The sequence below is a fragment of the Komagataeibacter diospyri genome, assembly GCF_043995075.1.
Classification (GTDB): domain Bacteria; phylum Pseudomonadota; class Alphaproteobacteria; order Acetobacterales; family Acetobacteraceae; genus Komagataeibacter; species Komagataeibacter diospyri.
On record NZ_CP171836.1, the window covers coordinates 1,551,531 to 1,576,472 of the forward strand.

Annotated in this window: 30 protein-coding genes; 6 read left to right on the forward strand and 24 right to left on the reverse strand. The window is 63.3% G+C overall.

Annotation, left to right across the window (positions count from 1 at the left end; genetic code table 11):
* Positions 1-4: 4 nt before the first annotated feature.
* The 4 genes from ACE2AA_RS07355 to ACE2AA_RS07370 all read right to left on the reverse strand — a co-directional run bounded on the left by ACE2AA_RS07355 (position 5) and on the right by ACE2AA_RS07370 (position 3,227).
* Complete coding sequence (locus tag ACE2AA_RS07355; protein WP_395371935.1) at positions 5-976, reverse strand: beta-ketoacyl-ACP synthase III; 972 nt, start codon at positions 974-976, stop codon at positions 5-7.
* Positions 977-1,059: 83 nt separating this feature from the next.
* On the reverse strand, positions 1,060-2,151 hold the full coding sequence (gene plsX, locus ACE2AA_RS07360) for a phosphate acyltransferase PlsX (RefSeq protein WP_141260546.1): 1,092 nt from the start codon (positions 2,149-2,151) through the stop codon (positions 1,060-1,062).
* A 168-nt stretch (positions 2,152-2,319) separates the two neighbouring features.
* Positions 2,320-2,523, reverse strand: coding sequence for a 50S ribosomal protein L32 (gene rpmF, locus ACE2AA_RS07365; protein WP_010506434.1), 204 nt, complete (start codon positions 2,521-2,523; stop codon positions 2,320-2,322).
* A 173-nt stretch (positions 2,524-2,696) separates the two neighbouring features.
* A complete protein-coding gene (locus ACE2AA_RS07370) occupies positions 2,697-3,227 on the reverse strand; it encodes a DUF177 domain-containing protein (RefSeq protein ID WP_141260547.1) in 531 nt (176 codons plus the stop codon).
* Positions 3,228-3,417: 190 nt separating this feature from the next.
* On the opposite strand from ACE2AA_RS07370, the gene ACE2AA_RS07375 reads away from it, so the two are divergent.
* On the forward strand, positions 3,418-3,987 hold the full coding sequence (locus ACE2AA_RS07375) for an outer membrane protein assembly factor BamE (protein WP_141260548.1): 570 nt from the start codon (positions 3,418-3,420) through the stop codon (positions 3,985-3,987).
* 21 nt (positions 3,988-4,008) lie between these two features.
* On the opposite strand, the gene ACE2AA_RS07380 is transcribed toward ACE2AA_RS07375, so the two are convergent.
* Both ACE2AA_RS07380 and rpsU read right to left on the reverse strand, forming a co-directional pair.
* Complete coding sequence (locus ACE2AA_RS07380; protein WP_141260549.1) at positions 4,009-5,403, reverse strand: HAMP domain-containing sensor histidine kinase; 1,395 nt, start codon at positions 5,401-5,403, stop codon at positions 4,009-4,011.
* A 91-nt stretch (positions 5,404-5,494) separates the two neighbouring features.
* Positions 5,495-5,698 (reverse strand): 30S ribosomal protein S21, encoded by a 204-nt coding sequence (gene rpsU, locus ACE2AA_RS07385; protein WP_010506446.1) that lies wholly within the window; start codon positions 5,696-5,698, stop codon positions 5,495-5,497.
* A gap of 238 nt (positions 5,699-5,936) precedes the next feature.
* Between rpsU and def the strand changes: the two genes are divergently transcribed.
* Genes def through ACE2AA_RS07405 form a run of 4 tightly spaced genes read left to right on the forward strand, consistent with a single transcriptional unit; the run spans position 5,937 to position 8,381 of the window.
* Positions 5,937-6,467, forward strand: coding sequence for a peptide deformylase (gene def, locus ACE2AA_RS07390; protein WP_395371940.1), 531 nt, complete (start codon positions 5,937-5,939; stop codon positions 6,465-6,467).
* Positions 6,464-7,087 carry a COQ9 family protein gene (locus ACE2AA_RS07395; RefSeq protein WP_141260551.1) on the forward strand — a complete coding sequence of 208 codons (624 nt, stop codon included), beginning with the start codon at positions 6,464-6,466 and terminating at the stop codon, positions 7,085-7,087. The genes def and ACE2AA_RS07395 overlap by 4 nt, the downstream gene beginning before the upstream one ends.
* A gap of 14 nt (positions 7,088-7,101) precedes the next feature.
* Positions 7,102-7,647, forward strand: a complete 546-nt coding sequence (locus tag ACE2AA_RS07400) for a MarR family winged helix-turn-helix transcriptional regulator (RefSeq protein ID WP_395371943.1) — start codon at positions 7,102-7,104, stop codon at positions 7,645-7,647.
* Positions 7,644-8,381 (forward strand): response regulator, encoded by a 738-nt coding sequence (locus ACE2AA_RS07405; RefSeq protein WP_141260552.1) that lies wholly within the window; start codon positions 7,644-7,646, stop codon positions 8,379-8,381. The genes ACE2AA_RS07400 and ACE2AA_RS07405 overlap by 4 nt, the downstream gene beginning before the upstream one ends.
* Positions 8,382-8,562: 181 nt before the next feature.
* Here ACE2AA_RS07405 and leuB read toward each other — a convergent pair whose 3' ends face one another.
* From leuB to ispH, 18 genes are all read right to left on the reverse strand, one after another.
* Positions 8,563-9,681 (reverse strand): 3-isopropylmalate dehydrogenase, encoded by a 1,119-nt coding sequence (gene leuB / locus ACE2AA_RS07410; protein ID WP_395371945.1) that lies wholly within the window; start codon positions 9,679-9,681, stop codon positions 8,563-8,565.
* Between the two features lie 59 nt (positions 9,682-9,740).
* Entirely contained in the window at positions 9,741-10,364 is a 624-nt protein-coding gene (gene leuD / locus ACE2AA_RS07415; RefSeq protein ID WP_141260554.1) for a 3-isopropylmalate dehydratase small subunit, read from the reverse strand.
* 2 nt (positions 10,365-10,366) lie between these two features.
* Positions 10,367-11,770 carry a 3-isopropylmalate dehydratase large subunit gene (leuC, locus tag ACE2AA_RS07420; protein ID WP_141260555.1) on the reverse strand — a complete coding sequence of 468 codons (1,404 nt, stop codon included), beginning with the start codon at positions 11,768-11,770 and terminating at the stop codon, positions 10,367-10,369.
* Positions 11,771-11,909: 139 nt separating this feature from the next.
* Complete coding sequence (rplS, locus tag ACE2AA_RS07425) at positions 11,910-12,305, reverse strand: 50S ribosomal protein L19 (protein ID WP_048855707.1); 396 nt, start codon at positions 12,303-12,305, stop codon at positions 11,910-11,912.
* A 31-nt stretch (positions 12,306-12,336) separates the two neighbouring features.
* A complete protein-coding gene (gene trmD, locus ACE2AA_RS07430; RefSeq protein WP_141260556.1) occupies positions 12,337-13,083 on the reverse strand; it encodes a tRNA (guanosine(37)-N1)-methyltransferase TrmD in 747 nt (248 codons plus the stop codon).
* Positions 13,080-13,631, reverse strand: a complete 552-nt coding sequence (gene rimM, locus ACE2AA_RS07435) for a ribosome maturation factor RimM (protein WP_395371946.1) — start codon at positions 13,629-13,631, stop codon at positions 13,080-13,082. Before rimM ends, trmD begins: the two co-directional genes overlap by 4 nt.
* Positions 13,632-13,676: 45 nt before the next feature.
* The gene (gene rpsP / locus ACE2AA_RS07440) at positions 13,677-14,021 is read right to left on the reverse strand and encodes a 30S ribosomal protein S16 (protein ID WP_010506467.1); all 345 of its coding nucleotides are present in this window, start codon (positions 14,019-14,021) and stop codon (positions 13,677-13,679) included.
* A 57-nt stretch (positions 14,022-14,078) separates the two neighbouring features.
* The gene (gene ffh, locus ACE2AA_RS07445; RefSeq protein WP_141260558.1) at positions 14,079-15,473 is read right to left on the reverse strand and encodes a signal recognition particle protein; all 1,395 of its coding nucleotides are present in this window, start codon (positions 15,471-15,473) and stop codon (positions 14,079-14,081) included.
* A 189-nt stretch (positions 15,474-15,662) separates the two neighbouring features.
* Complete coding sequence (locus ACE2AA_RS07450) at positions 15,663-16,181, reverse strand: Spy/CpxP family protein refolding chaperone (protein WP_395371949.1); 519 nt, start codon at positions 16,179-16,181, stop codon at positions 15,663-15,665.
* Between the two features lie 143 nt (positions 16,182-16,324).
* Entirely contained in the window at positions 16,325-17,110 is a 786-nt protein-coding gene (gene pstB, locus ACE2AA_RS07455; protein WP_141300535.1) for a phosphate ABC transporter ATP-binding protein PstB, read from the reverse strand.
* Positions 17,107-18,024 carry a phosphate ABC transporter permease PstA gene (gene pstA, locus ACE2AA_RS07460; protein ID WP_141260561.1) on the reverse strand — a complete coding sequence of 306 codons (918 nt, stop codon included), beginning with the start codon at positions 18,022-18,024 and terminating at the stop codon, positions 17,107-17,109. Before pstA ends, pstB begins: the two co-directional genes overlap by 4 nt.
* Complete coding sequence (gene pstC / locus ACE2AA_RS07465; protein ID WP_395371950.1) at positions 18,025-18,987, reverse strand: phosphate ABC transporter permease subunit PstC; 963 nt, start codon at positions 18,985-18,987, stop codon at positions 18,025-18,027.
* 179 nt (positions 18,988-19,166) lie between these two features.
* On the reverse strand, positions 19,167-20,066 hold the full coding sequence (locus ACE2AA_RS07470; protein WP_395371951.1) for a nucleoside hydrolase: 900 nt from the start codon (positions 20,064-20,066) through the stop codon (positions 19,167-19,169).
* A gap of 59 nt (positions 20,067-20,125) precedes the next feature.
* Positions 20,126-20,905 carry an ABC transporter permease gene (locus ACE2AA_RS07475; protein WP_370685913.1) on the reverse strand — a complete coding sequence of 260 codons (780 nt, stop codon included), beginning with the start codon at positions 20,903-20,905 and terminating at the stop codon, positions 20,126-20,128.
* Positions 20,902-21,627 (reverse strand): ABC transporter ATP-binding protein, encoded by a 726-nt coding sequence (locus tag ACE2AA_RS07480; RefSeq protein ID WP_395371953.1) that lies wholly within the window; start codon positions 21,625-21,627, stop codon positions 20,902-20,904. Before ACE2AA_RS07480 ends, ACE2AA_RS07475 begins: the two co-directional genes overlap by 4 nt.
* Positions 21,624-22,124 carry a ribonuclease HI gene (rnhA, locus tag ACE2AA_RS07485; RefSeq protein WP_141260565.1) on the reverse strand — a complete coding sequence of 167 codons (501 nt, stop codon included), beginning with the start codon at positions 22,122-22,124 and terminating at the stop codon, positions 21,624-21,626. The genes ACE2AA_RS07480 and rnhA overlap by 4 nt, the downstream gene beginning before the upstream one ends.
* Entirely contained in the window at positions 22,124-23,092 is a 969-nt protein-coding gene (locus ACE2AA_RS07490) for a homoserine kinase (RefSeq protein ID WP_141260566.1), read from the reverse strand. The genes rnhA and ACE2AA_RS07490 overlap by 1 nt, the downstream gene beginning before the upstream one ends.
* 13 nt (positions 23,093-23,105) lie before the next feature.
* Positions 23,106-24,095, reverse strand: coding sequence for a 4-hydroxy-3-methylbut-2-enyl diphosphate reductase (ispH, locus tag ACE2AA_RS07495; protein ID WP_227000882.1), 990 nt, complete (start codon positions 24,093-24,095; stop codon positions 23,106-23,108).
* Positions 24,096-24,358: 263 nt separating this feature from the next.
* Here ispH and ACE2AA_RS07500 point away from each other — a divergent pair, with 263 nt between their 5' ends.
* Entirely contained in the window at positions 24,359-24,937 is a 579-nt protein-coding gene (locus tag ACE2AA_RS07500) for a hypothetical protein (RefSeq protein WP_141260568.1), read from the forward strand.
* Positions 24,938-24,942: the final 5 nt, after the last annotated feature.

Below are 24,942 nucleotides of genomic sequence, written 5' to 3' on the forward strand. Positions count from 1 at the left end.
GACATCACAGACGCACCAGCGCCGAGCCCCATGTCAGGCCACCACCCAGTGCTTCCATCAGCACCAGATCGCCCTTACGGATGCGCCCGTCCCGGACCGCTTCGTTTAGCGCCAGCGGGATGGAGGCCGCCGACGTATTGGCATGCCGGTCCACCGTCACCACCACCCGGTCCGCCGGAAGCGCAAGCTTGCGCGCCACACCGTCGATAATGCGCAGATTGGCCTGGTGTGGCACCAGCCAGTTCACATCCGAATGTGTCAGGTTATTGGCCGCCAGCGCCTCATCAACCGAGGAAGACAGCTTGCCCACCGCATGGCGGAACACCTCGCGCCCGTTCATGCGCAGGTGGGCGGGTTTATCATGCTGCCCGGTGGCGCCATCCACATACAGCAGGTCACCGTACTGGCCATCGGAATGCAGGTGGGTGGACAGGATGCCGGCATCACCATCCTGCGGCCCCGCGGCGGTCAGGAACACGGCCCCAGCCCCATCACCAAACAGCACGCATGTCCCCCGGTCCGACCAGTCAAGGATACGCGAATAGACTTCGCTGCCGATCACCAGCGCGGAACGGGCCTGTCCGCTGCGAATCAGCGAATCGGCCATCGACAGGGCATAGATGAAACCCGAACACGCCGCGGCAAGATCGAATCCGAATCCGGATGTCATGCCCAGCTCGGCCTGCACACGCACGGCGGTGGAAGGAAATGCCTGGTCCGGCGTGCTGGTCGCGACGATCACAGCATCGGCATCAGCCGGCGTCGCACCTGCGTATTCAAGTGCCCGACGTGCGGCCTGCGCCGCCATGGATACGGCGGTATCATTTTCACCGGCGATATGACGCTGGCAAATGCCGGTACGACCACGAATCCATTCATCGGATGTATCGAGCCGGGATGCCAGCTCGTCATTGGTAACGATCCGCTCAGGCAGATAACCGCCAAACCCGGACAGAAGCGAGCGTTTCGCCGTCATACCTGTTTTTCCACCAATCTCATCTTACATGCACGGGTGGGAACAGCCATGACAGCCTGCCCGCCACACCGGATGTTACAGGGTCAGGATGCAGGAACCGCCTGCTGCTGGTCCGGAACCGCCTTGACGGATGTCAGCTTTTCCATATGCGCAAGGCGGTCACGTATGCCGTCGGTAAAGCGGTGCGTGACCATGTCCATGGCCACATCGACCGCAGCGGCAAACCCTTCGGCATCCGTGCCGCCATGCGATTTGACCACGACACCATTCAGGCCGACAAACACCGCGCCATTGTAGCGGCGAGGATCCAGCCATTCCTTCATCCGTTCCAGTCCCGGGCGCACCAGAAGATAGCCGATCCGGCCCAGCAGGCTGGAAGTAAAGACCTGCCGCAGAAGGGTAAACGCCATTTTCAGCGCGCCTTCCCCGGTTTTCAGGGCCACATTGCCAGTAAAGCCGTCTGTCACCACCACGTCGGTCGTACCTGCCGTGATGTCGTGCCCTTCGACAAAGCCGTGGAACTGTCTGGCCAGCGCGCTGCCACGCAGCACTTCGGCCGCCTGACGCAGGCGTTCGTCGCCCTTCAGCTCCTCCGACCCGACATTCAGCAGGCCGATCGTGGGCGCGGGCAGGCCCAGCACCGCCTTGGCGAAGGCTTCGCCCATGATGGCGAATTCCACCAGGTTACGCCAGTCGCACGACACATTCGCGCCAAGGTCAAGCATGACCACGTCGCCACGTGTCGTGGGGCTGAGTGCCGCCATGGCCGGACGGCTTATGCCGGGAAGTGTCTTGACCACGATCTTGGCCAGCGCCAGCATCGCCCCGCTGTTGCCAGCGGATACAACGCCCTGTGCCGCACCCTTGGCCACCGCATCCATGGCCAGCCGCATGGAGGAATCGCGCACACGCAACGCCGCCGTGGGCTTCATGTCCATCGGGATTGCCGAACCGGCCGGAAGGATTGTGCAGATATCGGCCGCGCGCGGATGGCGGCTCAGAAGGCCGGACAACTTTGCCTCATCCCCTACCAGAAGGATTCTGGCTGAAGGATGTCGGTCTGCTGCAATTGCCAGTCCGGCCACTACAACTTCCGGACCACCATCCCCACCCATGCCATCTATGGCCAGGGTATAGGACCCAGTCTCGGAAAAGGAGGAACCTGTCTCGCTCATGCTCGTCTTGTGCCGGGTAAGAAAGGAACGCGCAAGATCAGGGAGTACAACTTTGGCACCCCCCTTTCCCGTGCGGCCCGGACGGGACGGCCACCAGGCACGCCCATAGGCGCGGTCCATGCAGACCGCGCCCCTGACCGGGTTAATGACGCCAGCAGCGCCCTGTTATCAGGCGCGGACCGCCGTCTTCAGCGCCTTGCCGGCGGAAGCGACTTCGCGACCGTCATAATGCCCGCAGTGGCTGCAGACGTGATGCGGACGCTTGAGTTCGCCACAGTTGGAGCATTCCGCGTGCGCCGGAACACTGAGTGCCGCGTGGCTGCGACGCATGCCACGACGGGACGGCGAGGTTTTTCTCTTGGGTACAGCCATGGGCCTGGGCCCCTCCGATCTGGATCACAACCGGCAGGCACACCATCGTGGCGATACACCGGTCAGTTATCAATAATTGAGGGGGGCGCTCTAACAGATCATTCGCACTTGCGCAAGAGATGATGCGCAAGGCGTGCAATCCACGCCCCCCGTTACCTGCCCCTTCCTTTGCGTCAGTTCTGCTTTTTTTTCAACTCGGCCAGAGCGGAAAAAGGCTGCCTGCGCACGGTTTCTTCGGGTTCTGCCTCTTCCTTGCCCGCGAATTCGGCCGGAATCTCGCATCCGGGCTTGTGCGGATACGGATCCAGCGCCAGCGAAAGTTCCTCCGCCGCCAGTTCACCAAGATCGATGCTGTCACGGTCATAGGGAATTTCATCGATGGAAAAGGGATCGATCTCGTCATCCTCGCGGAAACGTTCCGCCGGGATGCAGCGTACGGTGAACGATTCCGCCAGCACGTCCTCGAACGCCTCAAGGCTTACGACACATTCCTGTGTCACATGCGCGGTCAGCCAGCCTTCGGCCAGCACTTCCCCATCCTGTCCCGGCACCAGCCGGTAACGGCAGGACAGGTTCCGCAGGCCGGGAATCCCGAACCGGCGCGCCAGCCTGCGGCATTCCTCATCCGATGCCTCGACCACCGTTTCCATGCCACGGGCCGGGATGCGACCCACGGCAAGCGGGCGGGAAAATTCTGCATCCATGTCGTACTACTCCTGCGCGTCTGTTCACGGGACCGGCGCCGTGATGCCCACATGGTGGAAATATGGCCATGACTTTCGTGTTTTTCCACCGCCGGGGCGATCTGTGATTGACTTCATTTTCCCAATCGGGCACCGGAAAGACGAACCGCGTTTTCGCGCCATGCCCTTATTTCAGGATATTTTCCGGACCATGAGGTCACCACAGGACACCCCGCCCCGTTCCCGTTCATTACGCCTGTTTTCATGCGCTGTCATCGGGGCAGGGATCGCGCTGTCGGGATGTTCGGTGTTCAAGCCCAGCACCATCCAGCGTGGTTCCCTGGTCGAAGAGGATGATTACAAGAAACTGAAGATCGGCGAGACTACGCGCTCTGACGTGATGGACGCGCTGGGCTCCCCCACGGGGCGCGCTACGTTCGACGACAATACATGGCTGTACATGTCCATGAAGCAGGTCATCGTTCCCATAAGCTTCCCCCGCGTGCGCAAGCAGGACATGGTGGTGCTGACGTTTGACCAGGACGGCATCCTGCGCAACATGCGCACGCTGCACAAGGACGACGCGCGCTACGTCTCCATGGCACCCGGCAAGACCCCCACGCCAGGCACCAAGATAAACATCATGCAGCAGATCCTGGGCAATGTGGGCCGCTACAACCCGCTCAGCCAGATGAGCAGCACCTACGGCGGCAGCACCGGCCCGATGAACAGCATGAACGGCGGTCCCGGCCATGGCGGGTCGGGCAACTCCCTGCCCTGATGTCCTGACCTGCCGGACCTGTCATTTCGGCAGTACGATCCTGACCCGCGCACCACCCAGCGGCCCGGCTTCCAGTCCGATATGGCCGCCATGGGCGTGAATGATGTCACGCGCGATCGCAAGGCCCAGGCCGGTTCCGCCCTCCTTGCCACTTTCGAACGGGCGGAACACGCTTTCACGCCGCGCTTCATCCACACCGCACCCATTATCATCAATATACAGGATGACTTCCCTGCGCCCGCGTTCGGCTGACAGTTCGATGCGGGTGGCATGCCTGCGGGCATTTTCCACCACATTATTCAGGACGCGACGCAGGGCATTGCCCCGCCCGGTCACGCTCAGCCCTGCGGGCGTAATGGAACCGATACTGGCCTGCGCGCCCATGCGACGCAGGGCGACGACGATTTCCTCGAACAGGTCTTCCACGCGGATGACAACGGGTTTTTCCGCCCCCTCGCCCCGCGCAAACGACAGGTAGCCTTCGATCATATGCTCCATTTCCACGATATCGCCGATCATGTCGGCAATATCGGGCTGCAGTTCCGCTGCGTTGACCGTGCCCGTACGCGGAAGCATGGCCAGCGACAGCCGCAGCCGCGTCAATGGCGTGCGCAGGTCATGCGATACACCGGCCAGGACGGTCGTGCGCTGCTCCACAAAGCGGTTGATGCGGTCACGCATGCGGTTGAAGGCAATGGCCGCCTTGCGGATCTCCTGCGCGCCCTCGGGCATGATGGGTACGGTGTCACGCCCCAGCCCGAACAGTTGCGCCGCGCGCGCCAGCCTGCGTATGGCGCGGACCTGGTTGCGCATGAACAGTGCCGCGATCAGGAACAGCACCAGCGCGCTGCCCGACGCCCATGCCACGAACAGCCATACCGGCGCCACGTCCAGCCGTTTGCGCAGGGTCACGACCTGCAGCACCCCGCTGGGCGTCTGCACACGGATCACCACACGATGATGCGCCTGTTTCCAGTCCACGAAGCTGGGCCAGCGCACATTCGCCCGCAGGTCGCGAACCAGATCGTCGTCAATCGGGCCAAGCACATGGTTGGAACCGCGCCGGTCCAGGCTTTCCCCTTCATGCAATGTCATGGCCAGGCCGGCGCGCCGCCCGGCATCATCCAGTATCCACTGCCTGTCGGCGGGCGATGGATAGCGTTCCAGAAGGTCCAGCGTCATGGCGATGGTGGTAGCCATGTCGCCTGACAGGCGGCGGGAGACGATCTGCAGGTAATTTCCGTAAAACAGTTCCAGCGAGATGGCCTGCGTGGCCAGCAGCGGAATGAACCCAATCAGCAGCATACGCCCCAGCAGCGACCGTGGCAGGACCCGCCGGATCAGGCGTTCACGCACCCTGCGCCAGCCCTGTACGGGGGGCATGCGTTCGGTGCCGGGATGCGACTCCATATCCATGGCTTTACCTTGACTGCGGACACAAAAAAACCGGCTCCCTTCTGGGGCCGGTTTTTTTGTGGGTCAGACCCATATTCCGATAACGGTCGGCTTAGAAGCCTTCACGCTCCAGACGCTTGCGCTCCATCTTGCGGGCGCGGCGCACGGCTTCGGCAGCCTCGCGCGCCTTGCGCTCGGACGGCTTTTCATAATGACGACGCAGCTTCATTTCACGGAAGATGCCTTCGCGCTGCATTTTCTTCTTGAGGGCCTTGAGGGCCTGATCAACATTGTTGTCACGAACGAGAACCTGCACTGGGTCGTCAACTCCTGATCTGCCATCCGGTATGGATGATCCATGAAACTGAAACTTGGGGAACGTCCGCCCGAGGCCATTCCCTTCGTGCGATTCCCAAACGGGCCGCACCTATATCACACTCGCGCACGGCAACACAAATCATTCCCGCATCCGGGACAGATGATTTTCGTGCTCCGCTTTGCGCGCCAACGCTGTCATATACATGTTCCCCGAAACAGGAAGGGTCTTTGTGTCCATGACGCTGCTCAAGATCGCCCGCATGGGCCATCCGGTGCTGCTGCAGCCAGCGCAACCGGTCACCGACCCGCAGGCCCCCGCAATCCGCACGCTGGTGGCCGACATGATCGAAACCATGCTGGATGCGGGCGGCGTGGGACTGGCTGCACCCCAGGTGCACCAGGGCCTGCGGCTGTTCGTCTATCGCGTGCCCGAAACCCGCAGCATGGGCGAGGACGATCCCCCCCGCCTGCCCGCCGTCCTGATAAACCCGGTGCTGGAACCGGTTGATGACGACATGGTGGACCGGATGGAGGGCTGCCTGTCCATTCCCGGCCTGCGGGGCTGGGTGCCGCGTTACCGCCGCATCGCCTGGCGTGGCCTGAATGCGGACGGGCAGGAAACCCACGGCATTGCATCAGGCTTTTTAGCCAATGTATTCCAGCATGAATACGATCACCTGAACGGAATCCTCTATCCCATGCGCATGACCGACCTTGGCCGGATGGGATTTGATACCGAAATGGCACGTTACGGAGAGCGCCCATGACCCCTTCCGCCCTGGCTGCCGCCGCGACATCCGCGCTGGAACCGCCCGCGCTCCAGAATTCACCGCAAAGTGACGCGCTGCTGCGCCGTTTCCTGGCCGACCCGCGCGCGGGCAGCCAGCCGTGGACGACGGCCCTGCTGCGACAATGCGTGGGAGAGGACGCGGATCTGCTGTTCCCTGACGGCATGGCGCAGGTGGCCGAGTCGTGTTTCGACCTCATGGACCGCGACATGCTGGCCGCCACCAACAGCTTCCGCAGCCGCAAGATCAGCCGCCGTATCCGCGCTGCCGTTCTGTTCAGGCTGGATCATGCCGCCCCGCACCGTGCCGCCATCCGGCAGGCGCTGGCCGTGCTGATGGTACCGACCCATGCCCGCGCCCTTGCCCGCGCGCTGGGGCGTAGCGTGAACGCGATATGGCAGGCGGCAGGGGATACCTCCACCGGCTTCACCTATGTGACCAAGCGCATCACGCTCAGTGGTGTCTATGTCTCCACCCTTCTGTTCTGGCTGACACGTGGGGGCAACCCCGCCTCGGTGGAGGAATTCCTTGATCGCCGCCTGTCGGAAGTCGGCCGCATCACCCGCCTGCGCAACCGCCTGACCGGTCGCATCGCCTGACCGGTTTCCTGGACGTGACAGCCCCTGCCCGCCCGCCATCCACCCGCCATGCACCCGCTGGCGCGGGGGTGGAACTGCTTTTCCTGCGCGATGAGGACATGCGACAGGCGCAGGACCTGCTCATGCTCGCCTGCCGGTCGTTTACGGCCATCATAGACGACGCCCTGCATGCCTACGGTCTGGGCCATGCCCATTACCGCATCATGCAGGCTGTGGCCCTGCAGCCCGGCATGGCCGTGGGTACCCTGCTGGACACGCTGGGCATTACCAAGCAGAGCATGAGCCGTGCGCTGGGCGAACTGCTGTCCATGGACCTTGTGCGGCAGGAAACGGCCGCAGAAGACAGACGGCGGCGGGAACTGCACCTGACCGTACGTGGGAGCGAGATTGAAAACCATCTGTTTTCCCTGCAACGTGAGGTCCTGCTGCGTGTGTACCGCAACGCGGGCGGCAAGGCAGTTGATGGCTTTCGCCGCGTCATGCACGGGCTGATAGACGAATCGGATACGTCCGGCGTATCCACCGATGCCCCCCACCCTCCCGACCGGAGTTCCCCATGATCCAGACGGCCTGCGACTCCTCCCTGCCCCGCGACAGCATGATCGTGGATGCACATGTGGTCGTGGTGGATGATGACCCCCGCCTGCGCCGCCTGCTGCAACGCTACCTGAGCGAGCAGGGATTCCGTGTCAGTGCCGCGTCATCCGCGCATGAAGCCCGTCAGGTGCTGGGCTTCATGCAGCCGGACGCACTGGTACTGGACATCACCATGCCGGGGGAAAACGGGCTGGAACTGACACGCGAACTGCGGCGGGAAAAGCTGGATTTCCCCATTTTGCTGCTGACCGCGCGTGGTGAGCCGGAAGACCGGATCATCGGGCTGGAAGCCGGGGCCGATGACTATCTGGCCAAACCGTTTGAACCGCGCGAGCTTCTGCTGCGGCTCAAGGCGCACCTGCGCCGCTTTGTTCCCCCCGCACCCAGCAGCAACCTGCGGATCGTACGGCTGGGGGATCTGGAATTCGACCCCGTGCGCGGCCTGTTGTCCAATACACAGGGAATCGTGCACCTGACGGGCGGCGAATCGGCGTTGCTATCGGTTCTTGCACGCCATCCCAACGAAATCCTGTCGCGCACAGACATCGCCACCACGCTGGATATGGAAGAAATCGGGGAACGCGCGGTGGATGTGCAGGTTACGCGCCTGCGCCGCCGGATCGAACCCGACCCGCGTGAACCACGCTTCCTGCAGACAGTGCGCGGCAAGGGCTATGTGCTGAAGCCGGGTCTGTAAAAAATAAAGTTTTGGGGGTGCTACCTTTTCCAAAGAAACTTTCTGAAAATTCACCAAAAAATTTCTTATGATCCGCAGCGTATTGCGGAAGGGACTTTTACAACGCTCCCCAGAACAAAAAACGGGCCAGCATGGATATCATGCCGGCCCGTTTCACATTGAAGCCATAAACCCGGACGGGTCAGGGTGTCCTGTTCAGCCGATCCAGTTCGGCCACCACAGCCTCACCCATTCCTGCAGTGTTCACTTCCGTCCTGCCCGCACTCATGATGTCCGGCGTACGCAGGCCACGGTCCAGCACGTTGGAAACCGCCTGTTCAATCATCGCGGCGTCTTCCTTCATATCGAAGGAATACCGCAGCAGCATGGCAAACGAAAGGATCTGCGCCAGCGGGTTCGCCTTGCCCTGCCCTGCAATGTCGGGCGCGCTGCCATGGATCGGTTCATACAGCGCAGGCATGCGACCATCTTCGCCCTTTGCCCCCAGGGTTGCCGAAGGCAGCATGCCAAGGCTGCCGGTCAGCATGGAAGCGAGGTCGGACAGCAGGTCACCAAACAGGTTACCCGTCACGATCACATCAAACTGACGCGGGTTACGCACCATCTGCATGGCACAGTTATCAGCCAGCATGTGGCTCAGTTCCACATCCCTGTATTCGCTGTCATGCAGTGCGGTCACGACCTCTTTCCACAGCAGGCCACTTTCCATCACGTTGCACTTTTCGACCGAGCACACGCGGTTGTCGCGCTTGCGCGCCAGGTCGAAGGCGACACGGGCCACGCGCTCGATTTCCGCCGTGGTGTAAACCTCGGTGTTGATGCCACGACGCGACCCGTCGGGCAGGGTCTCGATCCCGCGTGGGGTGCCGAAATAGATGCCGCCCACCGTTTCACGCACGATCATGATATCCAGGCCGCGGATGACATCAGGCTTGAGCGTGCTGGCGTCCACCAGCGAATCGAACACCTTGGCCGGGCGCAGGTTGGCAAACAGCCCCAGTTCCTGACGCAGCTTGAGGATCGCGATTTCAGGCCGACGCTCAAACCCCGCCGACGCCCATTTCGGGTCCCCCACAGAACCAAACAGCACCGCATCCGCCGCCCGCGCCGCGTCGATCACCTGCTGCGTGATCGGCTGGCCATGCACTGCAAGCGACGCGCCCCCCACCAGATCCTCGCTGATATCAAAACGGATGCCGCGCGCCTGCGCCATCCAGTCCATGATGCGCTGTGCTTCCCGCATGATTTCGGGACCGATGCCATCGCCAGGCAGGATCAGAAGCTTCTTGGGTGCGGACATGACGTCTCCCATCCGGATAATCTGTTTATGAATGATTGGCTGGTGTACGGCGCACGCCCTCAGTCAAGGACGATGTGCGGAATCCACGGCTGTGCCTGTGCGCGACGCTGCTCGAATGTCGTGATCGCCTTTTCATGCTGCAGCGTCTGGCCAATATCATCCAGCCCTTCCAGCAGCAGCTGCTTGCGCAGCGGATCAACATCAAACGGCACTTCCTGACCATCCGGGCGGATAATCACCTGCCGCGCCAGATCAACCGTAAGGCGGGAATTCGCACCCTGACGGGCATCATCCATCAGTTGGGTGCACACTTCACGCGGCAGCGCGATGGGCAGGATGCCGTTCTTGAAGCAGTTATTATTGAAAATATCGGCAAATGACGGCGCGATCACACAGCGGATGCCAAAATCCAGCAGTGCCCACGGCGCATGTTCACGCGACGAACCGCAGCCAAGGTTGTCATACGTAATCAGGATTTCGGCCTTGCGGTACGGTTCCTGATTCAGCACGAAATCAGGGTTTTCCGTGCCATCGGGCCGGTAGCGCATGCTGTCGAACGCATGCACGCCAAGGCCGGACCGCTTGGTGGTCTTGAGGAACCGCGCCGGAATGATCTTGTCGGTATCAATGTTTTCTTCCGGCAGGGGGGCGGCGACGGCCGTGAGAACGGTGAATTTATCCATTGTCAGATCAGCTCCCGCACATCAGTCAGGGTTCCGGTCACGGCGGCGGCGGCAGCCATGGCGGGGGACAGCAGGTGCGTACGGCCACCCGGCCCCTGCCTGCCCTCGAAATTACGGTTGGAGGTGGAGGCACAGCGCTGGCCCGGCGTCAGCCGGTCAGGGTTCATGCCCAGACACATGGAACACCCGGCCTCACGCCACTCGAACCCGGCTTCCAGGAAGACCTTGTCCAGTCCTTCCTCTTCCGCCTGCGCCTTTACGATGCCTGACCCGGGTACGATCATCGCCCGCACGCCGGGGGCGACTTTCCGCCCTGCCGCAATGCTGGCTGCCGCCCGCAGATCCTCGATCCGGCTGTTGGTGCAAGAGCCTATGAACACGACATCAACCGGCGTACCCGCGATCTTCTGTCCTGCTTCCAGTCCCATGTAGTCCAGCATGCGCTGCATCTGCCTGCGCCGCGCCGGATCGGCCTCGGCTGCCGGGTCGGGCACGTTGCCGGTCACGGGAATGACGGTTTCGGGGCTGGTGCCCCATGTCAGCACGGGCGTGATGTCTTCCGCACGCAGTTCCACCACGCGGTCGTAATGCGCACCCTCGTCGGACGCCAGCGTCTTCCAGTAGGCGACAGCTTCGTCAAACGCCTCCCCTTTTGGGGCGAAGGGCCGACCGCGCACGTATTCGAATGTGGTCTCGTCCGGGGCCACCAGACCCGCGCGGGCGCCCGCTTCGATCGACATGTTACACAGCGTCATGCGGCCCGCCATGTCGAGTTCACGGATGGCGGAACCCGCGAATTCGATCACATGCCCCGTGCCACCCGCCGTGCCGATATGCCCGATGATCGCCAGCATGATGTCCTTGGCGGTCACACCGGGGCCAACCTGCCCCTCGACCACGACCTTCATGTTCTTCGCGGGCTTCTGCAGGATGGTCTGGGTCGCCATCACATGCTCGACTTCGGACGTGCCGATACCGAATGCCAGCGCACCCATCGCACCGTGGGTGGAGGTATGGCTGTCACCGCACACGATGGTCATGCCCGGCAGGGAAATCCCCTGCTCCGGTCCCACCACATGCACGATGCCCTGACGCGCGGACAGCAGCGGGAAATACGGCACGCCGAATTCCTTCACGTTGCGTTCCAGCGTCTCGATCTGGTTGCGACTGTCCGCTTCCTCGATCGGCAGGGTGCGATCGGATGTGGGCACGTTATGGTCCACCACCGCGATCGTCGCATCGGGGTGGCGCAGACGGCGGCCGCTCAGGCGCAGCCCCTCGAACGCCTGCGGGCTTGTGACCTCGTGCACGAGGTGACGGTCGATATAGAGGATGGCCGTACTGTCCGGGAGGGTTTCGACCACATGGCTGTCCCATATCTTGTCGAACAATGTGCGCGGGGCCATCTTGCTATTCCTCTCCCGGACGGAAACAGGCCGCCATCACGCGCAGGATACGCACGCAACAGGCAGCCACAAAATCTTGCATAAAAACGGTTCGCCCGTTTCCACCAGTCACGGCGAAAAACGGGCGAAGGGTCGCATGTTACTCGGCTGCGGCAGTAGCTGCGGGTGCCGCAACTTCACGCTTGCGCTCGGCAATACGGGCGGACTTGCCGCGACGGCCACGCAGGTAATACAGCTTCGCGCGACGGACCACACCGCGACGGACAACGGTGATGTCCGCAATGGTGGGGGAATACAGCGGGAACACACGTTCCACGCCTTCACCGTTGGAAATCTTGCGCACGGTGAAGTTGCTGTTCAGGCCCTTGTTGGAGCGGGCGATCACAACGCCTTCGTAGTTCTGCACGCGCTTGCGGGTGCCTTCGACCACTTCCACGCCAACGCGCACGGTGTCACCCGGTGCAAATTCCGGCACGGCGCGGATGGCGGTCAGGCGGGCGATCTCTTCCGCCTCGTACTTCTGGATGATGTTCATGATCCGGTCCTCGTTCGATAGGATTTCATGTTCAGTTCAGCCGGTCCGCGTCGGCACGGGTGCCAGCGGTCCGGGAAATGTCTTGACCTGCATCCGCCCGGTAGGCGGCCCACAGGTCCGGCCGACGCGCCTGCGTCACCGTCTCGGATGCCGCGCGCCGCCATTTGGCGATTGCGGCATGATGACCGGACAGCAGGACTTCAGGCACGTCACGCCCGTCCCATTGTGCCGGCTTGGTATAAAGCGGATATTCAAGCAGACCGTCGGAAAAGCTTTCCTCGACCGCACTTTCGCCCGATCCCATTACGCCCGGCAGCAGCCGCACGCAGGCATCCAGCAGCACCGTCGCCGCCACTTCCCCGCCCGACAGGATATAATCCCCTATCGAGACCTGTTCAGCACCCGAGGCTTCGAGCACGCGCTCATCCACCCCTTCGTACCGCCCACACAGCACCACGACACCCGGACCCGCCGCATACCGGCGGATATCCGCCTGCATCAGCCGCCGTCCGCGCGGCGTGGGATAGACCAGCGGTCGTCCCGCCAGGTCAATATCGGCAATGGCGCTCGCTACGACATCGGGACGCATGACCATGCCTGCCCCGCCGCCAAACGGCGTATCATCCACCACACGGTGCCGCCCCAGCCCGTATTCACGCATGTCGCGCGCATCCACTGACCAGATGCCGCGTTCCAGCGCGCGCCCGGCCAGCGAATGCCCCAGCGTGCCGGGAAACATGTCGGGAAACAGCGTCAACACCGTTGCCTGCCACGTCATGGTGCGTCCCTCTGCCCCGCCGTGCCGGGAAAGCATTCGACGGGGACCTCGATCTCATCGGGCTGGCAGATGGCAATCCATCCCGCGCCGACATTCACCACCGGCACGCAGGCTTCGGTGAATGGCAGCAGGATGTTGCCACCCGCGCCGTCAATTTCAAGGCTGGTGCCTGCACCATAGTCATGGACTGCCGCCACACGCCCAATCACACGCTCCGTGCCGTGTTCGCGCGCTTCCAGCCCGACCAGATCGGCGAAATAGAATTCGTCCGCATCGGGTTCGGGCAGGCTGGCGCGGGGCACGTACAGCTTGCGGTTGACCATCTGCTGAGCAGCCTCACGGCTGTCAATCGCATTGCCTGCCGCGTCATGCAGCCGGGCCACACCATTGCCATGCCATGACAGCCGCCATGGACGACCAAGGTCATCGACCAGTCCGGCATAGGTGGCCAGGTCTTCCGCCACGGCGGTGTAGCTGTGCACGTGCACAAGCCCCCGCACGCCATGCGGACGACCCACCACACCCATCAGGACATGATCGCGGTTCATGGGATGACTGCCTGCCTTTCCTGCCTGTCTATCGCGTCAGCAGACTTACGCTGCCGCTGCTTCAGCTGCGGCAGCGGCACGTTCCTGCGCACGCTTCTTGGGTGCGGACTTCTTCGGCTGCTCGTTCCAGGTCGGCTTCGGCGCCAGGCCGGCGTTGCCAAGGAAACGGGCTACGCGGTCGGTCGGCAGCGCGCCGTTGGACAGCCAGTGAGTGATGCGTTCTGCGACCAGACGCACGCGGTCGGCGTGGTCGGACGGCAGCATCGGGTTATAGGAACCAACGCGCTCGATGAAGCGGCCATCACGCGGGGAGCGGCTGTCAGCCACGACGATGTGGTAGTAAGGACGCTTCTTCGCACCAGCGCGGGCGAGACGGATCTTGAGGCTCATTTAAGACTTCTCCAGACAGAAAAAAACAAAAGAGAAAACGGAAACGACGTTATGGGATCAGCCGAAAGGCGGACGCCCGCCGCCGCCGGGGGGGCGCCCCCCATTGGGCATGAGGGCGGACAGGCCCTGACGCATCAGGCCCTTCACCCCCAATTTGCTGAACCGTTTCATCATGGAGGCCATCGCGTCGTACTGCTTGAGCAGACGGTTGATCTCCTGCACGGTCGTGCCGGACCCTGCGGCGATGCGCTTCTTGCGCGACGCCTTGATGATGGAGGGCGTGCGCCGCTCCTTGCGGGTCATGGATGAAATGATAGCCTGATGGCGCTTGAGGACGGAGGTATCAAGCTCCTTGTCCCCCAGCGCATCCTTCAGCTTGCCCATGCCGGGCAGCATGCCAAGGATGCCGGAAATGGAACCCATCTTGTTGATCTGGCGGATCTGCGCCGCGTAATCATCAAGATCGAACTTGCCCTGCATCATCTTGAGGGCAAGCTTCTCGCTTTCCTCATGATCCAGGGTATCGGCGGCCTTTTCCACAAGCCCTGCGATATCGCCCAGGCCAAGGATACGACCCGCGACACGCTCGGGGTGGAATTCCTCCAGCGCGTCCAGCTTTTCGCCCGAGCCGGTCAGCTTGATCGGCGCACCTGTAATGGCGCGCATGGACAGGGCGGCGCCGCCACGGGCGTCACCATCCATACGGGTCATGACGACGCCGGTCACACCCACGGCCTCGTTGAACGCCTTGGCGGTATTGACCGCGTCCTGCCCGGTCATGGCATCGACCACCAGCAGGGTTTCCGCCGGGTCGGTTTCGGCCCGGATGGCCCGGACCTCCTCCATCAGCGCCTCGTCGATCGACAGGCGGCCGGCGGTATCGAGGATGACGATGTCATACCCCTCACGCCGTCCCGTATCCATCGCACGCTGCGCGATCTGGACCGGGGTCTGCCCAGCGATGATCGGAAGGGACGCGACACCCGCGCGTTCAGCCAGCTGCGCCAGCTGCAGCTGTGCGGCCGGGCGCTGGGTATCAAGGCTGGCCAGCAGCACCTTCTTGCGCTCACGCTGCGCCAGGCGGCGCGCGATCTTGCCCGATGTGGTGGTCTTGCCCGAACCCTGCAGGCCGACCATCAGGATCGGCACGGGCGGGGCCGCGTTCAGATTGAGGGGAACCGCGCCCGCGCCACCCAGCGCGTCGATCAGCGCGTCATTGACGATCTTGGCGACGGCCTGACCGGGCGAGATGCTATCCAGCACCTCATGCCCTACGGCGCGTTCACGGACCTTGTTGACGAAATCCTTGACGACAGGCAGCGCCACGTCGGCGTCCAGCATGGCCAGACGCACTTCGCGCATGGCTTCCGTAACATCGGCTTCCGACAATGCCCCGCGCTTGGCGAGACCATCGAACACACCGGAAAGCTTGCCTGACAGCGTCTCGAACAACGTATTTCCCCAAAAGAGGACGCGCCACTGCGCGAACCCTCGCGAAGTGACGTGCCTGATTGTTGGCCGGATTTATCCCCTGCCCCCTGCAATGTCAAGCATTACGGGGCCGTACACAAAAAAACGGCTGCCCGACCATGCCGGGCAGCCGCCTTGACCTTCAGCCTGCAACAGGGCAGGCGGACGATCTTACTTCTTCGCATCTTCCGGTGCCGGGGGCGCCGTCAGCGCGCGCAGCTGCTCGTGCAGGCTGGCGACCTTGTCCTGCGTTTCACGGATCTGGTTCAGCTGGTCCGTGGTCAGGATGTCATGGATGCGGATGGCGGTCTGCAGGCGGGCTGCTTCATGCTGCTGGTGCATCGCGGTGATCTGCTGCTGCAGGCCAACGATCTGGGATTCGTCAACCTTGCCCGGCGTGGCCAGCAGGTCCTGGATCTGCTTGTGAAGCTGGTGCTCCTTGTCCATGTCCGCACGGAAATCGGGATGGCTGTCCTGCAGGATGGCCTTCAGCTTCTTGTGCTGCGCGGATGTCAGCTGCACGTTACCAAGGAACGGCATGCCAAACCCGCCAGGGCCACCGGGACCACCCATCATGCCACAGCCGCCGCCCGGCGGCGGAGCCTGATGGTGCGCAGCAACCGCCTGCCCGGAGAAACCTGCAGCCATACCGCCAACGATCGTGGCGGCCAGAATCATTTTCTTCATCATGGGAACCAAGTCTACTCCTGTTATAACCTGTTTTCTACCCTGCATGCCGCAGGCTGGTCATGCAAGGCCTGTAAACGTAACGCTACAACACCCCGGATGTTCAATGTGGGCAAACCTTGCTACAAAATGTAAGGCATGCCGACCTAACCGAAACGGCCCGTGATATAGTCCTGCGTACGGTTTTCACGCGGCGCGGTGAACATGCGGTCGGCGCTGTCCACCTCCACCACCTCCCCCATATAGAAAAAGGCCACCTGATCAGCGCAGCGCGCGGCCTGCTGCAGGTTGTGGGTCACGATGGCGATGGTGAAATCCGCCTTCAGTTCATCCAGCAGTTCCTCGATCCGGGCGGTGGATACGGGATCAAGCGCGCTGGTCGGTTCATCCAGCAGCACCACTTCGGGCCGGGTGGCGATGGTACGTGCAATGCACAGCCGCTGCTGCTGCCCACCCGACAGTGCCGACGCCGAATCGTGCAGCCTGTCGCGCACTTCCGACCACAGGGCGACGCGCTTGAGCACATCCTCCACCCGGGCCTCCATCGCGGCGCGGTCAAGGCGTTCATGCAGGCGCACGCCAAAGGCGATGTTGTCATAGATCGACATGGGGAACGGCGTGGGCTTCTGGAACACCATGCCAACGCGTGCGCGCAGCACGTTCAGGTTCACCCTGGGACCAAGGATGTTGCAGCCATCGAAAATGACCTCCCCCGTCGCGCGCTGCCCGGGATAGAGGTCATACATGCGGTTGAGCACGCGCAGCAGCGTGGACTTGCCACACCCTGACGGGCCGATCATGCCCGTCACCTGCCCCTGCGGGAAATCGATGGAGATATTCTTCAGTGCGTGATTCGCACCGTAATAGAAATCAAGGTTCCGCACCGAAATCGCGGCTGGCACCGGCTGTTTTTCCGCCACTGTCATGTTCATTTCCTGTTACGTCCCAGCCCCAGCCGCACGGTTATGTTGATCATAAGGATACCTGCCGTAATCAGCAGCGCGCCGGTCCACGCCAGCGCGGTCCAGTCCTCGTACGCCGCACCGGCGTACTGGTAGATGGTGACCGGCAGGCTGGCCATGGGGGCTGCGGGGGAAACCGACCAGTTCATGTTGCCAAGCGAGGTGAACAGCAGGGGCGCCGTCTCGCCCGACACACGGGCCAGGGCAAGCAGGATACCCGTCGCCACTCCGTCACGCGCGGCCCGCAGGCAGACAAACAGGATGACCCGCCAGCGTGGCGCGCCCAGCGCGATCGCGGCTTCGCGCATGGACAGCGGCACAAGACGCAGCATGTCTTCCGTAGTCCGCACCACGACCGGCACCACCAGCATGGACAGCGCCAGCGCCCCAGCCATGCCGGAGAAATGCCCCGTCGGCACCACAACGATCATGTAGATGAACAGCCCCACCAGAATGGACGGCGCGGACAGCAGCAGGTCGGATATGAACCGGACCAGATTGATGAACCGCCCGTCGGTGGCAGTGAATTCCGCAAGATAAATGCCCACCAGCAGTCCCACCGGCGCACCGATCAGCACGGCCAGTCCGGTCTGGATCAGGCTGCCCATTATGGCGTTGGCAAGACCGCCCCCCTGCCCCGGCGGCAGGGTGACATGCACGAAGGTGATCCAGCGCAGTCCCCCCACCCCGTTGCGCACCAGCACGAACAGGATGGAAAACAGCATGAGCAGCACAAGGACCGTGGCAGCCCAGCACAGGCCCGTCGCCACCCGGTCCACCATACGCCTGCGCATGTCGGACAGGCTGTTGCCCTGCCACCGCCCTGATGTGCATGGCGTGGCGGACATGGCCACTGCCTGCGTCACGTTTTGCCTGTCCGCCATTTATCGACCCGCCGACCGGGTGCGCAGCAGCAGCCGCGAACAGACCAGCGTTCCAAGTGAAATCAGCATAAGCAGGAAACCCGCAGCCATGAGGGATGAAAATTTCAGGCTTCCCATAGCACTTTCGGGAAATTCCAGCGCAATCAGCGATGCGATGGTGTTACCGGGGGAAAACAGCGACCAGCCGATATGGTTGGCATTGCCGATAACAAATGTGATCGCCATCGTCTCCCCCAGTGCGCGGCCCAGCCCCAGCATGATCCCGCCCACTACGGATGTGCGCGACCACGGCAGGATGATGCGGCGCACCACCTCCCACCGCGTCATGCCCAGCCCATAGGCGCTTTCCTTCAGCACTGCGGGCATGGACAGGAACACGTCGCGCATGACGGCTGAAATGAATGGCGTGATCATGACCGCAAGGATCATGCCCCCCGTCAGGAAGCCGGTGCCATAGGGCGCGCCACGGAACAGCGGGCCGATGCCTGGCATGCGTCCCAGCGTGTGACTGGCGAAGGGTTCCACGTAATGCGCCATGAACGGCACCAGTACCGCAAAGCCCCACATGCCGAAGATGATGGACGGCACCGCTGCCAGAAGCTGGATGAGTGTGCCGATGACCCCTGCAATGCGTGCCGAAGCGATTTCAGTCAGCCAGACCGCGATGCCAAAGGCCAGCGGCACCGCCAGTGCTATGGCCAGCAGGGCCGTGACCAGCGTGCCGAACACGGGAGCGGCGGCGCCAAAATGCTGGGTGACGGGGTTCCAGGCCCTGTCGATGATAAAGGCAGGGCCAAATGTCGCAAACGCACCGCGCGCACCCCACGCCATGACGGCCACCATGCCCCCAAGTCCCAGCAGGATCAGGGCGGCGGCGCAACGCACGATGGCGGCGAATACGGCATCACCGTTTCCCCTTGCCACCCCCATCAGGGCTGAAGGGGATGTTGCAGACCGATCCATACAGAAGACCTCCGCGCCGCCACACGCTTCACTGTTCTCAACATTCGCGCCCGCGGACGCACCGGAATGCGGGGACCAATACTGGACGGAACGGCGGTTCTGCAACCGTCATGATCGCCTGTGGCCCAAGTTTGCACCAGATCGTTGTATTTTTGTGCAATTCCGACCGTCCGGACCGCTTATTTGCGCACGCTCAGCAGCAGGTCACGCAACACGCCGCGCACGGCCTCGACCGACATGCGCTCCAGCACCAGCGCGTTGGGCTGCACGTCGGGCGGCCCCATGCGCCGCGCCACGGTCATGCCACGGGTAAATTCTCCCCGACGTTCCACATCGACATGTGCCAGATGGCCACTGAACAGACCGGGGCCGAGCAACGCCAGCAGCGGAACCACGGGCCGCAGCGTGATATCCACGCCACTGCCCCGCGCGCCCCCATTACGCGCCGCCACCAGTTCGGCATGCACCCGCCCCGCGACGGAGGCAGGCTTACGTCCCATCGGTTCAAGCTGTTCCATCCACACCGCGTCCGCCTTCAGGCGCGCCGTGCAGTCCAGCGGCACAAGGGTCACCGGCACGCCCACCGCCAGCACCAAAGCTGCGGCTTCCGGGTCGGCCGCGATATTATGTTCGGCAACACCCGTGGCGTCCCCATGAACGTAAAACGCGCCGCCGTTCACAATCACCCCATGCATGTGCGTAGCAATATCGGGAGCCTGCACCAGCGCAAGCGCAAGCGTGGTCAGCGGGCCGGAACAGCATATGCTCACGCTGTCCGCCGGGCACGCACGTACCGCCTGCACCAGATTCAGCGCGCCCAGACCATCCTGCCCTGCAGGCACGTCATGACCCGTGCCCCCGGTCAGCGGCCCCGGACATCCCGCATGCACACCCACATCATCCAGCCCGTACTGGTGCAGCAGGTCGCGTGCATGGGTCAGCGCCACAGCAACCTCGGCAGGCTGGCCGCTGAACAGCACCAGCACCGGGCGCACATGGTCGGGCACCTGCAGGGCCGCCAGCAGGGTCGCCATACCCTGCGCGCCGGGTGTCAGGTCAAGAATGATGGGGCGAGTCATGGGCATCCGTCCTGCATTGGGTTGCGCGGTTATCGGTGGTGGTGGCGTGTTACAACAGTTCAGTCAACATCCACATGCCTGGGCTGCCAGTACAATGCCCGCGCCAGCAGCCTGTCCACGCCCCACCATAACAGCACGGTCATGGCCGCCAGCACCGCGAGTGCGGCGAACATAAGGTCCGTCTGGAAACGGGTATTGGCCGTCTGCATGAGGAATCCGAGGCCGGAGGACGCGCCCACCCATTCCCCCACAACCGCCCCGATCGGGGCAATGGCCGTGGCCATGCGCACGCCCGACGCAAAGGATGGCATGGCAGCGGGCAGGCGTACATGCACCAGCACCCGCCAGCGCGTGGCCCCCATCGTGCGGGCAAGGTCCATCCAGCCCGGTTCGGTCTGGCGCAGGCCATCGCCCAGTGCCGACGTGACAGGAAAGAAAATGACCAGTACCGCCATGACAACCTTGGACGCCATGCCGAATCCGAACCACAGCACCAGCAGGGGAGCCAGCGCGAACACCGGCACCGCCTGACTGAGCAGCACCATCGGCATGACCCACCGCCGCAGCGGTGCCCAGACCGCCATGCCGATGGCAAGCGCGCTGCCCGCCCCGATGCCCAGCGCAAGGCCCAGCAGCGTTTCCTCCAGCGTGGTCAGGGCGGCTGGCGCCAGCTGCGCGCGCTGCGTCCAGACCGCCCGCGCCACCGCGTCAGGGCCGGGCAGCATATAGGGCGGCACATGCCCCCAGCGCGCCAGTGCGGCCCACACGGCCACCAGGCCGGCCAGCGTGACAAGCGGGCGCAGCAGCCGCATGGCCGACGAACCTGTCATGACGGTCATTGCAGCATCCGCCGCAGAAGCATGGACTGCGCTGCCAGAACGCCCGGGTCATCCACCGCACGCGGCACGGCGCCCGCCGGGACATCCATGGCGTCCAGCCGTGCGGGATGGCCGGACATGAGCAGCATACGGTCCGCCAGCCGGCAGGCTTCCAGCGGGTCATGGGTAATCAGCACCACGGTCCGGCCTGCCAGCATCCGCCCGGCCAGATCCTGCATGCGTGCCCGGGTCACACTGTCCAGCGCGGAAAAGGGTTCATCCATCAGCACAACGGGACGGTCTTCATACAGCACGCGCGCCAGCGCCACACGCTGCCGCATGCCACCCGACAGCGTGGCCGGAAGGTCCGCCACATGCGACGACAGACCCACACAGTCCAGCAGATGCCCCGCCCTGCCCCGGTCCACCCTGTCACCGCGCAGGCGCGCGCCCAGCATGACATTGTCCATGACAGTGGCCCAGGGCAGCAGCAGGTCCTGCTGTCCCATCCACGCGACCCGCCTGGCAAGCGACTGCCCGTCTGCCGCCGCGACACGCCCGTGATCAGGTGCAACCAGCCCACCCAGCATGCGCAGTAGCGATGTCTTGCCAACGCCACTGGCACCCAGCAGCACGGTCATGATCCCGGCCCCGATGCACAGGTCCAGATTACGGAAAAGCGGTGCGGCCCCAAAATCCAGCCCCACCCCTTCCAGCTGGATGGCAGGGGGCGCAGGCATCATTTTCCACGCTTGGGATAGGGAATGCCAAGCGCGTCACGCGCGGCGGTGGCCATCTGGTCCACGCGTTCATTGTTTACGTCACCGGAATGGCCACGGACCCATTTCCACTCGATTTCATGCTTCGCGCTGACATCCAGCAGCCGCCGCCACAGATCCATGTTCGCCACCGGGTCGCCCGATGCATTGCGCCATTTGCGCCGCACCCAGCCCGTGCTCCACCGTGTAATGCCATTGCGCACATATTCGCTGTCGGTATGCAGCACGACACGACAGGGACGCTTCAGCGCCTCCAGCGCCTCGGCGGCGGCGGTCAGCTCCATGCGGTTATTGGTGGTTTCCGCCTCGCCCCCCGACAGTTCACGCTCCTGCCCGCGACAGCACAGCAATGCCCCCCAGCCACCGGGGCCGGGATTGGGCTTGCACCCGCCATCTGTCCAGATTTCCACAAGATCAGTGGTGGGGGCCACGTTTTCGACAGGGGCCACGTCCTCGTTCATCACAGGAAACCTTCATCCATGCGGGACGCGAAGAATTCCATACGCGCCAGATAGTCCAGCGGGTCCTTGCGCGTCACCAGCGCATCCGCGGGCGTATTGATCCAGTCATACAGACGGGTGAGCGCGAAACGGATGGCGGCACCCGTGGCAAGGGTGGCAAGGGCCGCCTCCTCCGCATCCTCCAGCGGGCGGACATGGCGGTAGGCTTCCACCATGGCGCGCGCACGGGTTGGCACGAAACGGCCAGCGTCATCAAAGCACCACGCATTGATGGTAATGGCCAGATCGTAGGCATACCAGTCGGTACAGGCGAAATAGAAATCGATGATGCCCGACAGCTTTCCATCACGGAAAAAGACATTGTCGGGGAAAAGATCGGCATGGATCTGCCCGCGCGGCAGGGACGGGTTGTTGCCCGTGCCGGGCCATGCGGGCAGCACGCGCGCCAGCGTATCCGCGATCGCACGCATCAGCCCGGGCCGGACTTCGTCCCCCCGTGCCCGGCAGGCCCGCAGCAGGTCCGTCCATGCCTGCGGTCCCATGGAATTGGGACGTTCGGCCACGTAGCCTTCACCCAGCAGGTGCAGCCGCGCCATGGCCGCACCCACCTGTGCGCACATGTCCACATCGACCTCCCGCGCTCCACGACCGGGCAGGAAGGTGGTGATGGCGGCGGGACGGCCGGACAGCGTGCGCAGCGTGCGCCCCTGCCGGTCAGCCACCGGCAGGGGGCACGACAGCCCGTGCTGCGCCAGATACTGCATGAGCCCAAGGAACCATGGCAGTTCATCGGGGTTCACCCGACGCTCGTATAACGTCAGGATGAAGGTGGCCTGTGTGGTCTTCAGCAGGAAGTTGCTGTTTTCCACACCTTCCGCAATGCCGTGGCAGGCGACGGGCCTGCCGATGTCATAGCCTTCCAGAAACGCAGCCAGCGCATCTTCCGGCACTTCGGTATAGACTGCCATGTGGGAATACGGTTCAGCCCAGTGGCGCCGGCAGGCGGAAGGCCACGTTTTCTTCCTTGACGGTGATTTCCTCGATCTCAAGCGTGAAACGCTTGGCCAGGGCCGCGACCATTTCCTGCACCAGCGATTCCGGCGCGGATGCACCGGCCGTGATCCCCAGTGTCGCAACCCCGTCCAGCGCCGACCAGTCCAGCGCGTTCAGGCGCGGCACCAGCAGCGCGCGCGGTGCGCCCGAACGCTCGGCCACTTCGCGAAGGCGCTGCGAGTTGGACGAATTGGGCGAACCGATCACGATCACCAGGTCACAGCCCGGGGCGATCGCCTTGACCGCTTCCTGCCGGTTGGTGGTGGCGTAGCAGATGTCCTCACGCCGCGGCCCTTCGATCAGGGGGAAGCGGTCGCGCAGGATGTCCACGATTTCCGCCGTGTCATCAACCGAAAGGGTGGTCTGGGTAATGAAGGCCAGACGCGAGGGATCGGCCGGCTGGACGGTCCGTGCTTCCTCGGCGTCATTGATCAGGGTGACGGCGCCGGGCGGCAGCTGGCCCATCGTGCCAACCACTTCGGGGTGGCCCGCATGGCCGATCATCAGGATATGGCGGCTTTCGGGACCGCCATCGGCAAAGTGCCGTTCGGCTTCACGATGAACCTTGGACACCAGCGGGCACGTCGCATCCAGATACAGCAGGTTGCGGCGCATGGCCTCGGCCGGCACGGTCTTGGGCACGCCGTGGGCGGAAAACACCACCTGTCCATCGGCGGGAACTTCGTCCAGTTCCTCGACAAAGATCGCGCCCTGGGCTTCCAGCGCCTCGACCACGGTACGGTTATGGACGATCTCGTGGCGGACATAGACCGGCGCGCCATAGCGGCGGATGGCTTCTTCCACCACGCGGATGGCGCGATCGACGCCGGCGCAGAAACCGCGCGGGCCTGCCAGCAGTACTTTCAGGACACGGGGCGGTGCCTCGGTGGGGGCAGTATTATCGGGCGTATGAATCATCTGGTCGGGCATGGTGTTCCCCAAACATCCGGCGGGCGGTATAGGATACGGGCCGCGATCTGCTACAGTTCCGGCGCCGGTCTCCCGTGCGATGGTCCCGGCCCTACGCAAACCGCGGCAATGGCGCAAGCCATTTTCCCGTTGATCCTAACGTACTGTGCCATGTCTGTCCTCCCCCGTCGCCCTGCCGGCATTGCGCTGCACCCCGGCCGTCCCCCGCGGGGCGGGCCTCCGTCCACACCTGACCTACCCGGAATACCCGCATGATTCCTGCCCTTGTGCCATCACGCCTGTCACGAAATGCCCTGACAATCTGCATGCTGGGGGTCGTGTCCCTGCTGGCCGGCTGTTCCAGCGAATCCGATTCGATCGATTTCGCCCCGGCCTGTCCCGTGGTGGAAATCCCCGGCGAGGCCGCCGATTACTACCAGTACTCCGGCAACGACCATGACGTGACCCACCTTGTCGCACGCGCCAGCCTGACCCGCGTGGTCGGATCGTGCGAGGCGGGACAGAAACGTACCGTCATGACCAACATGAAAATCGGGCTGCATGTGGAACGCGGCCCGGCGTCGAACGTGAATTTCGTCAACATCCCGTATTTTGTTGCCGTGGTGTTCAATGGCGAGATCAAGAGCAAAAAGGAATTCGTCGCCCATGTATCGTTTGATGACGGGCGCATGCAGGACCTGACCCATACGCGCAACATTCCCATAACCCTGCCGGTGTCGCGCCATATTCACAGCGACCAGTATCATATCGAAATCGGCTTCCAGCTGACCAAGGCGCAGCTTGACTTCAACCGCGCGCATCTTGTCATGCCGACCTTCCACAAGATGTAAGGGGC

What these genes read in the sequence shown, in the direction of transcription:
- ACE2AA_RS07375 (WP_141260548.1), top strand. Translation starts at nt 3,418, where the DNA reads ATGAGGTCACCACAGGACACCCCGCCCCGTTCCCGTTCATTACGCCTG.
- ACE2AA_RS07500 (WP_141260568.1), top strand. Translation starts at nt 24,359, where the DNA reads ATGATTCCTGCCCTTGTGCCATCACGCCTGTCACGAAATGCCCTGACA.
- rpsP (WP_010506467.1), bottom strand. Translation starts at nt 14,021, where the DNA reads ATGAGCCTCAAGATCCGTCTCGCCCGCGCTGGTGCGAAGAAGCGTCCT.
- plsX (WP_141260546.1), bottom strand. Translation starts at nt 2,151, where the DNA reads ATGAGCGAGACAGGTTCCTCCTTTTCCGAGACTGGGTCCTATACCCTG.
- ACE2AA_RS07480 (WP_395371953.1), bottom strand. Translation starts at nt 21,627, where the DNA reads ATGATGCCTGCGCCCCCTGCCATCCAGCTGGAAGGGGTGGGGCTGGAT.
- ACE2AA_RS07470 (WP_395371951.1), bottom strand. Translation starts at nt 20,066, where the DNA reads ATGACTCGCCCCATCATTCTTGACCTGACACCCGGCGCGCAGGGTATG.
- def (WP_395371940.1), top strand. Translation starts at nt 5,937, where the DNA reads ATGACGCTGCTCAAGATCGCCCGCATGGGCCATCCGGTGCTGCTGCAG.
- ACE2AA_RS07370 (WP_141260547.1), bottom strand. Translation starts at nt 3,227, where the DNA reads ATGGATGCAGAATTTTCCCGCCCGCTTGCCGTGGGTCGCATCCCGGCC.
- ACE2AA_RS07395 (WP_141260551.1), top strand. Translation starts at nt 6,464, where the DNA reads ATGACCCCTTCCGCCCTGGCTGCCGCCGCGACATCCGCGCTGGAACCG.
- ispH (WP_227000882.1), bottom strand. Translation starts at nt 24,095, where the DNA reads ATGATTCATACGCCCGATAATACTGCCCCCACCGAGGCACCGCCCCGT.
- rplS (WP_048855707.1), bottom strand. Translation starts at nt 12,305, where the DNA reads ATGAACATCATCCAGAAGTACGAGGCGGAAGAGATCGCCCGCCTGACC.
- ACE2AA_RS07450 (WP_395371949.1), bottom strand. Translation starts at nt 16,181, where the DNA reads ATGATGAAGAAAATGATTCTGGCCGCCACGATCGTTGGCGGTATGGCT.
- pstB (WP_141300535.1), bottom strand. Translation starts at nt 17,110, where the DNA reads ATGAACATGACAGTGGCGGAAAAACAGCCGGTGCCAGCCGCGATTTCG.
- leuC (WP_141260555.1), bottom strand. Translation starts at nt 11,770, where the DNA reads ATGGCCCCGCGCACATTGTTCGACAAGATATGGGACAGCCATGTGGTC.
- rnhA (WP_141260565.1), bottom strand. Translation starts at nt 22,124, where the DNA reads ATGAACGAGGACGTGGCCCCTGTCGAAAACGTGGCCCCCACCACTGAT.
- ACE2AA_RS07380 (WP_141260549.1), bottom strand. Translation starts at nt 5,403, where the DNA reads ATGGATATGGAGTCGCATCCCGGCACCGAACGCATGCCCCCCGTACAG.
- pstC (WP_395371950.1), bottom strand. Translation starts at nt 18,987, where the DNA reads ATGGATCGGTCTGCAACATCCCCTTCAGCCCTGATGGGGGTGGCAAGG.
- leuD (WP_141260554.1), bottom strand. Translation starts at nt 10,364, where the DNA reads ATGGATAAATTCACCGTTCTCACGGCCGTCGCCGCCCCCCTGCCGGAA.
- ACE2AA_RS07355 (WP_395371935.1), bottom strand. Translation starts at nt 976, where the DNA reads ATGACGGCGAAACGCTCGCTTCTGTCCGGGTTTGGCGGTTATCTGCCT.
- ACE2AA_RS07475 (WP_370685913.1), bottom strand. Translation starts at nt 20,905, where the DNA reads ATGACCGTCATGACAGGTTCGTCGGCCATGCGGCTGCTGCGCCCGCTT.
- rimM (WP_395371946.1), bottom strand. Translation starts at nt 13,631, where the DNA reads ATGAACCGCGATCATGTCCTGATGGGTGTGGTGGGTCGTCCGCATGGC.
- pstA (WP_141260561.1), bottom strand. Translation starts at nt 18,024, where the DNA reads ATGGCGGACAGGCAAAACGTGACGCAGGCAGTGGCCATGTCCGCCACG.
- ACE2AA_RS07405 (WP_141260552.1), top strand. Translation starts at nt 7,644, where the DNA reads ATGATCCAGACGGCCTGCGACTCCTCCCTGCCCCGCGACAGCATGATC.
- trmD (WP_141260556.1), bottom strand. Translation starts at nt 13,083, where the DNA reads ATGACGTGGCAGGCAACGGTGTTGACGCTGTTTCCCGACATGTTTCCC.
- leuB (WP_395371945.1), bottom strand. Translation starts at nt 9,681, where the DNA reads ATGTCCGCACCCAAGAAGCTTCTGATCCTGCCTGGCGATGGCATCGGT.
- ACE2AA_RS07490 (WP_141260566.1), bottom strand. Translation starts at nt 23,092, where the DNA reads ATGGCAGTCTATACCGAAGTGCCGGAAGATGCGCTGGCTGCGTTTCTG.
- rpmF (WP_010506434.1), bottom strand. Translation starts at nt 2,523, where the DNA reads ATGGCTGTACCCAAGAGAAAAACCTCGCCGTCCCGTCGTGGCATGCGT.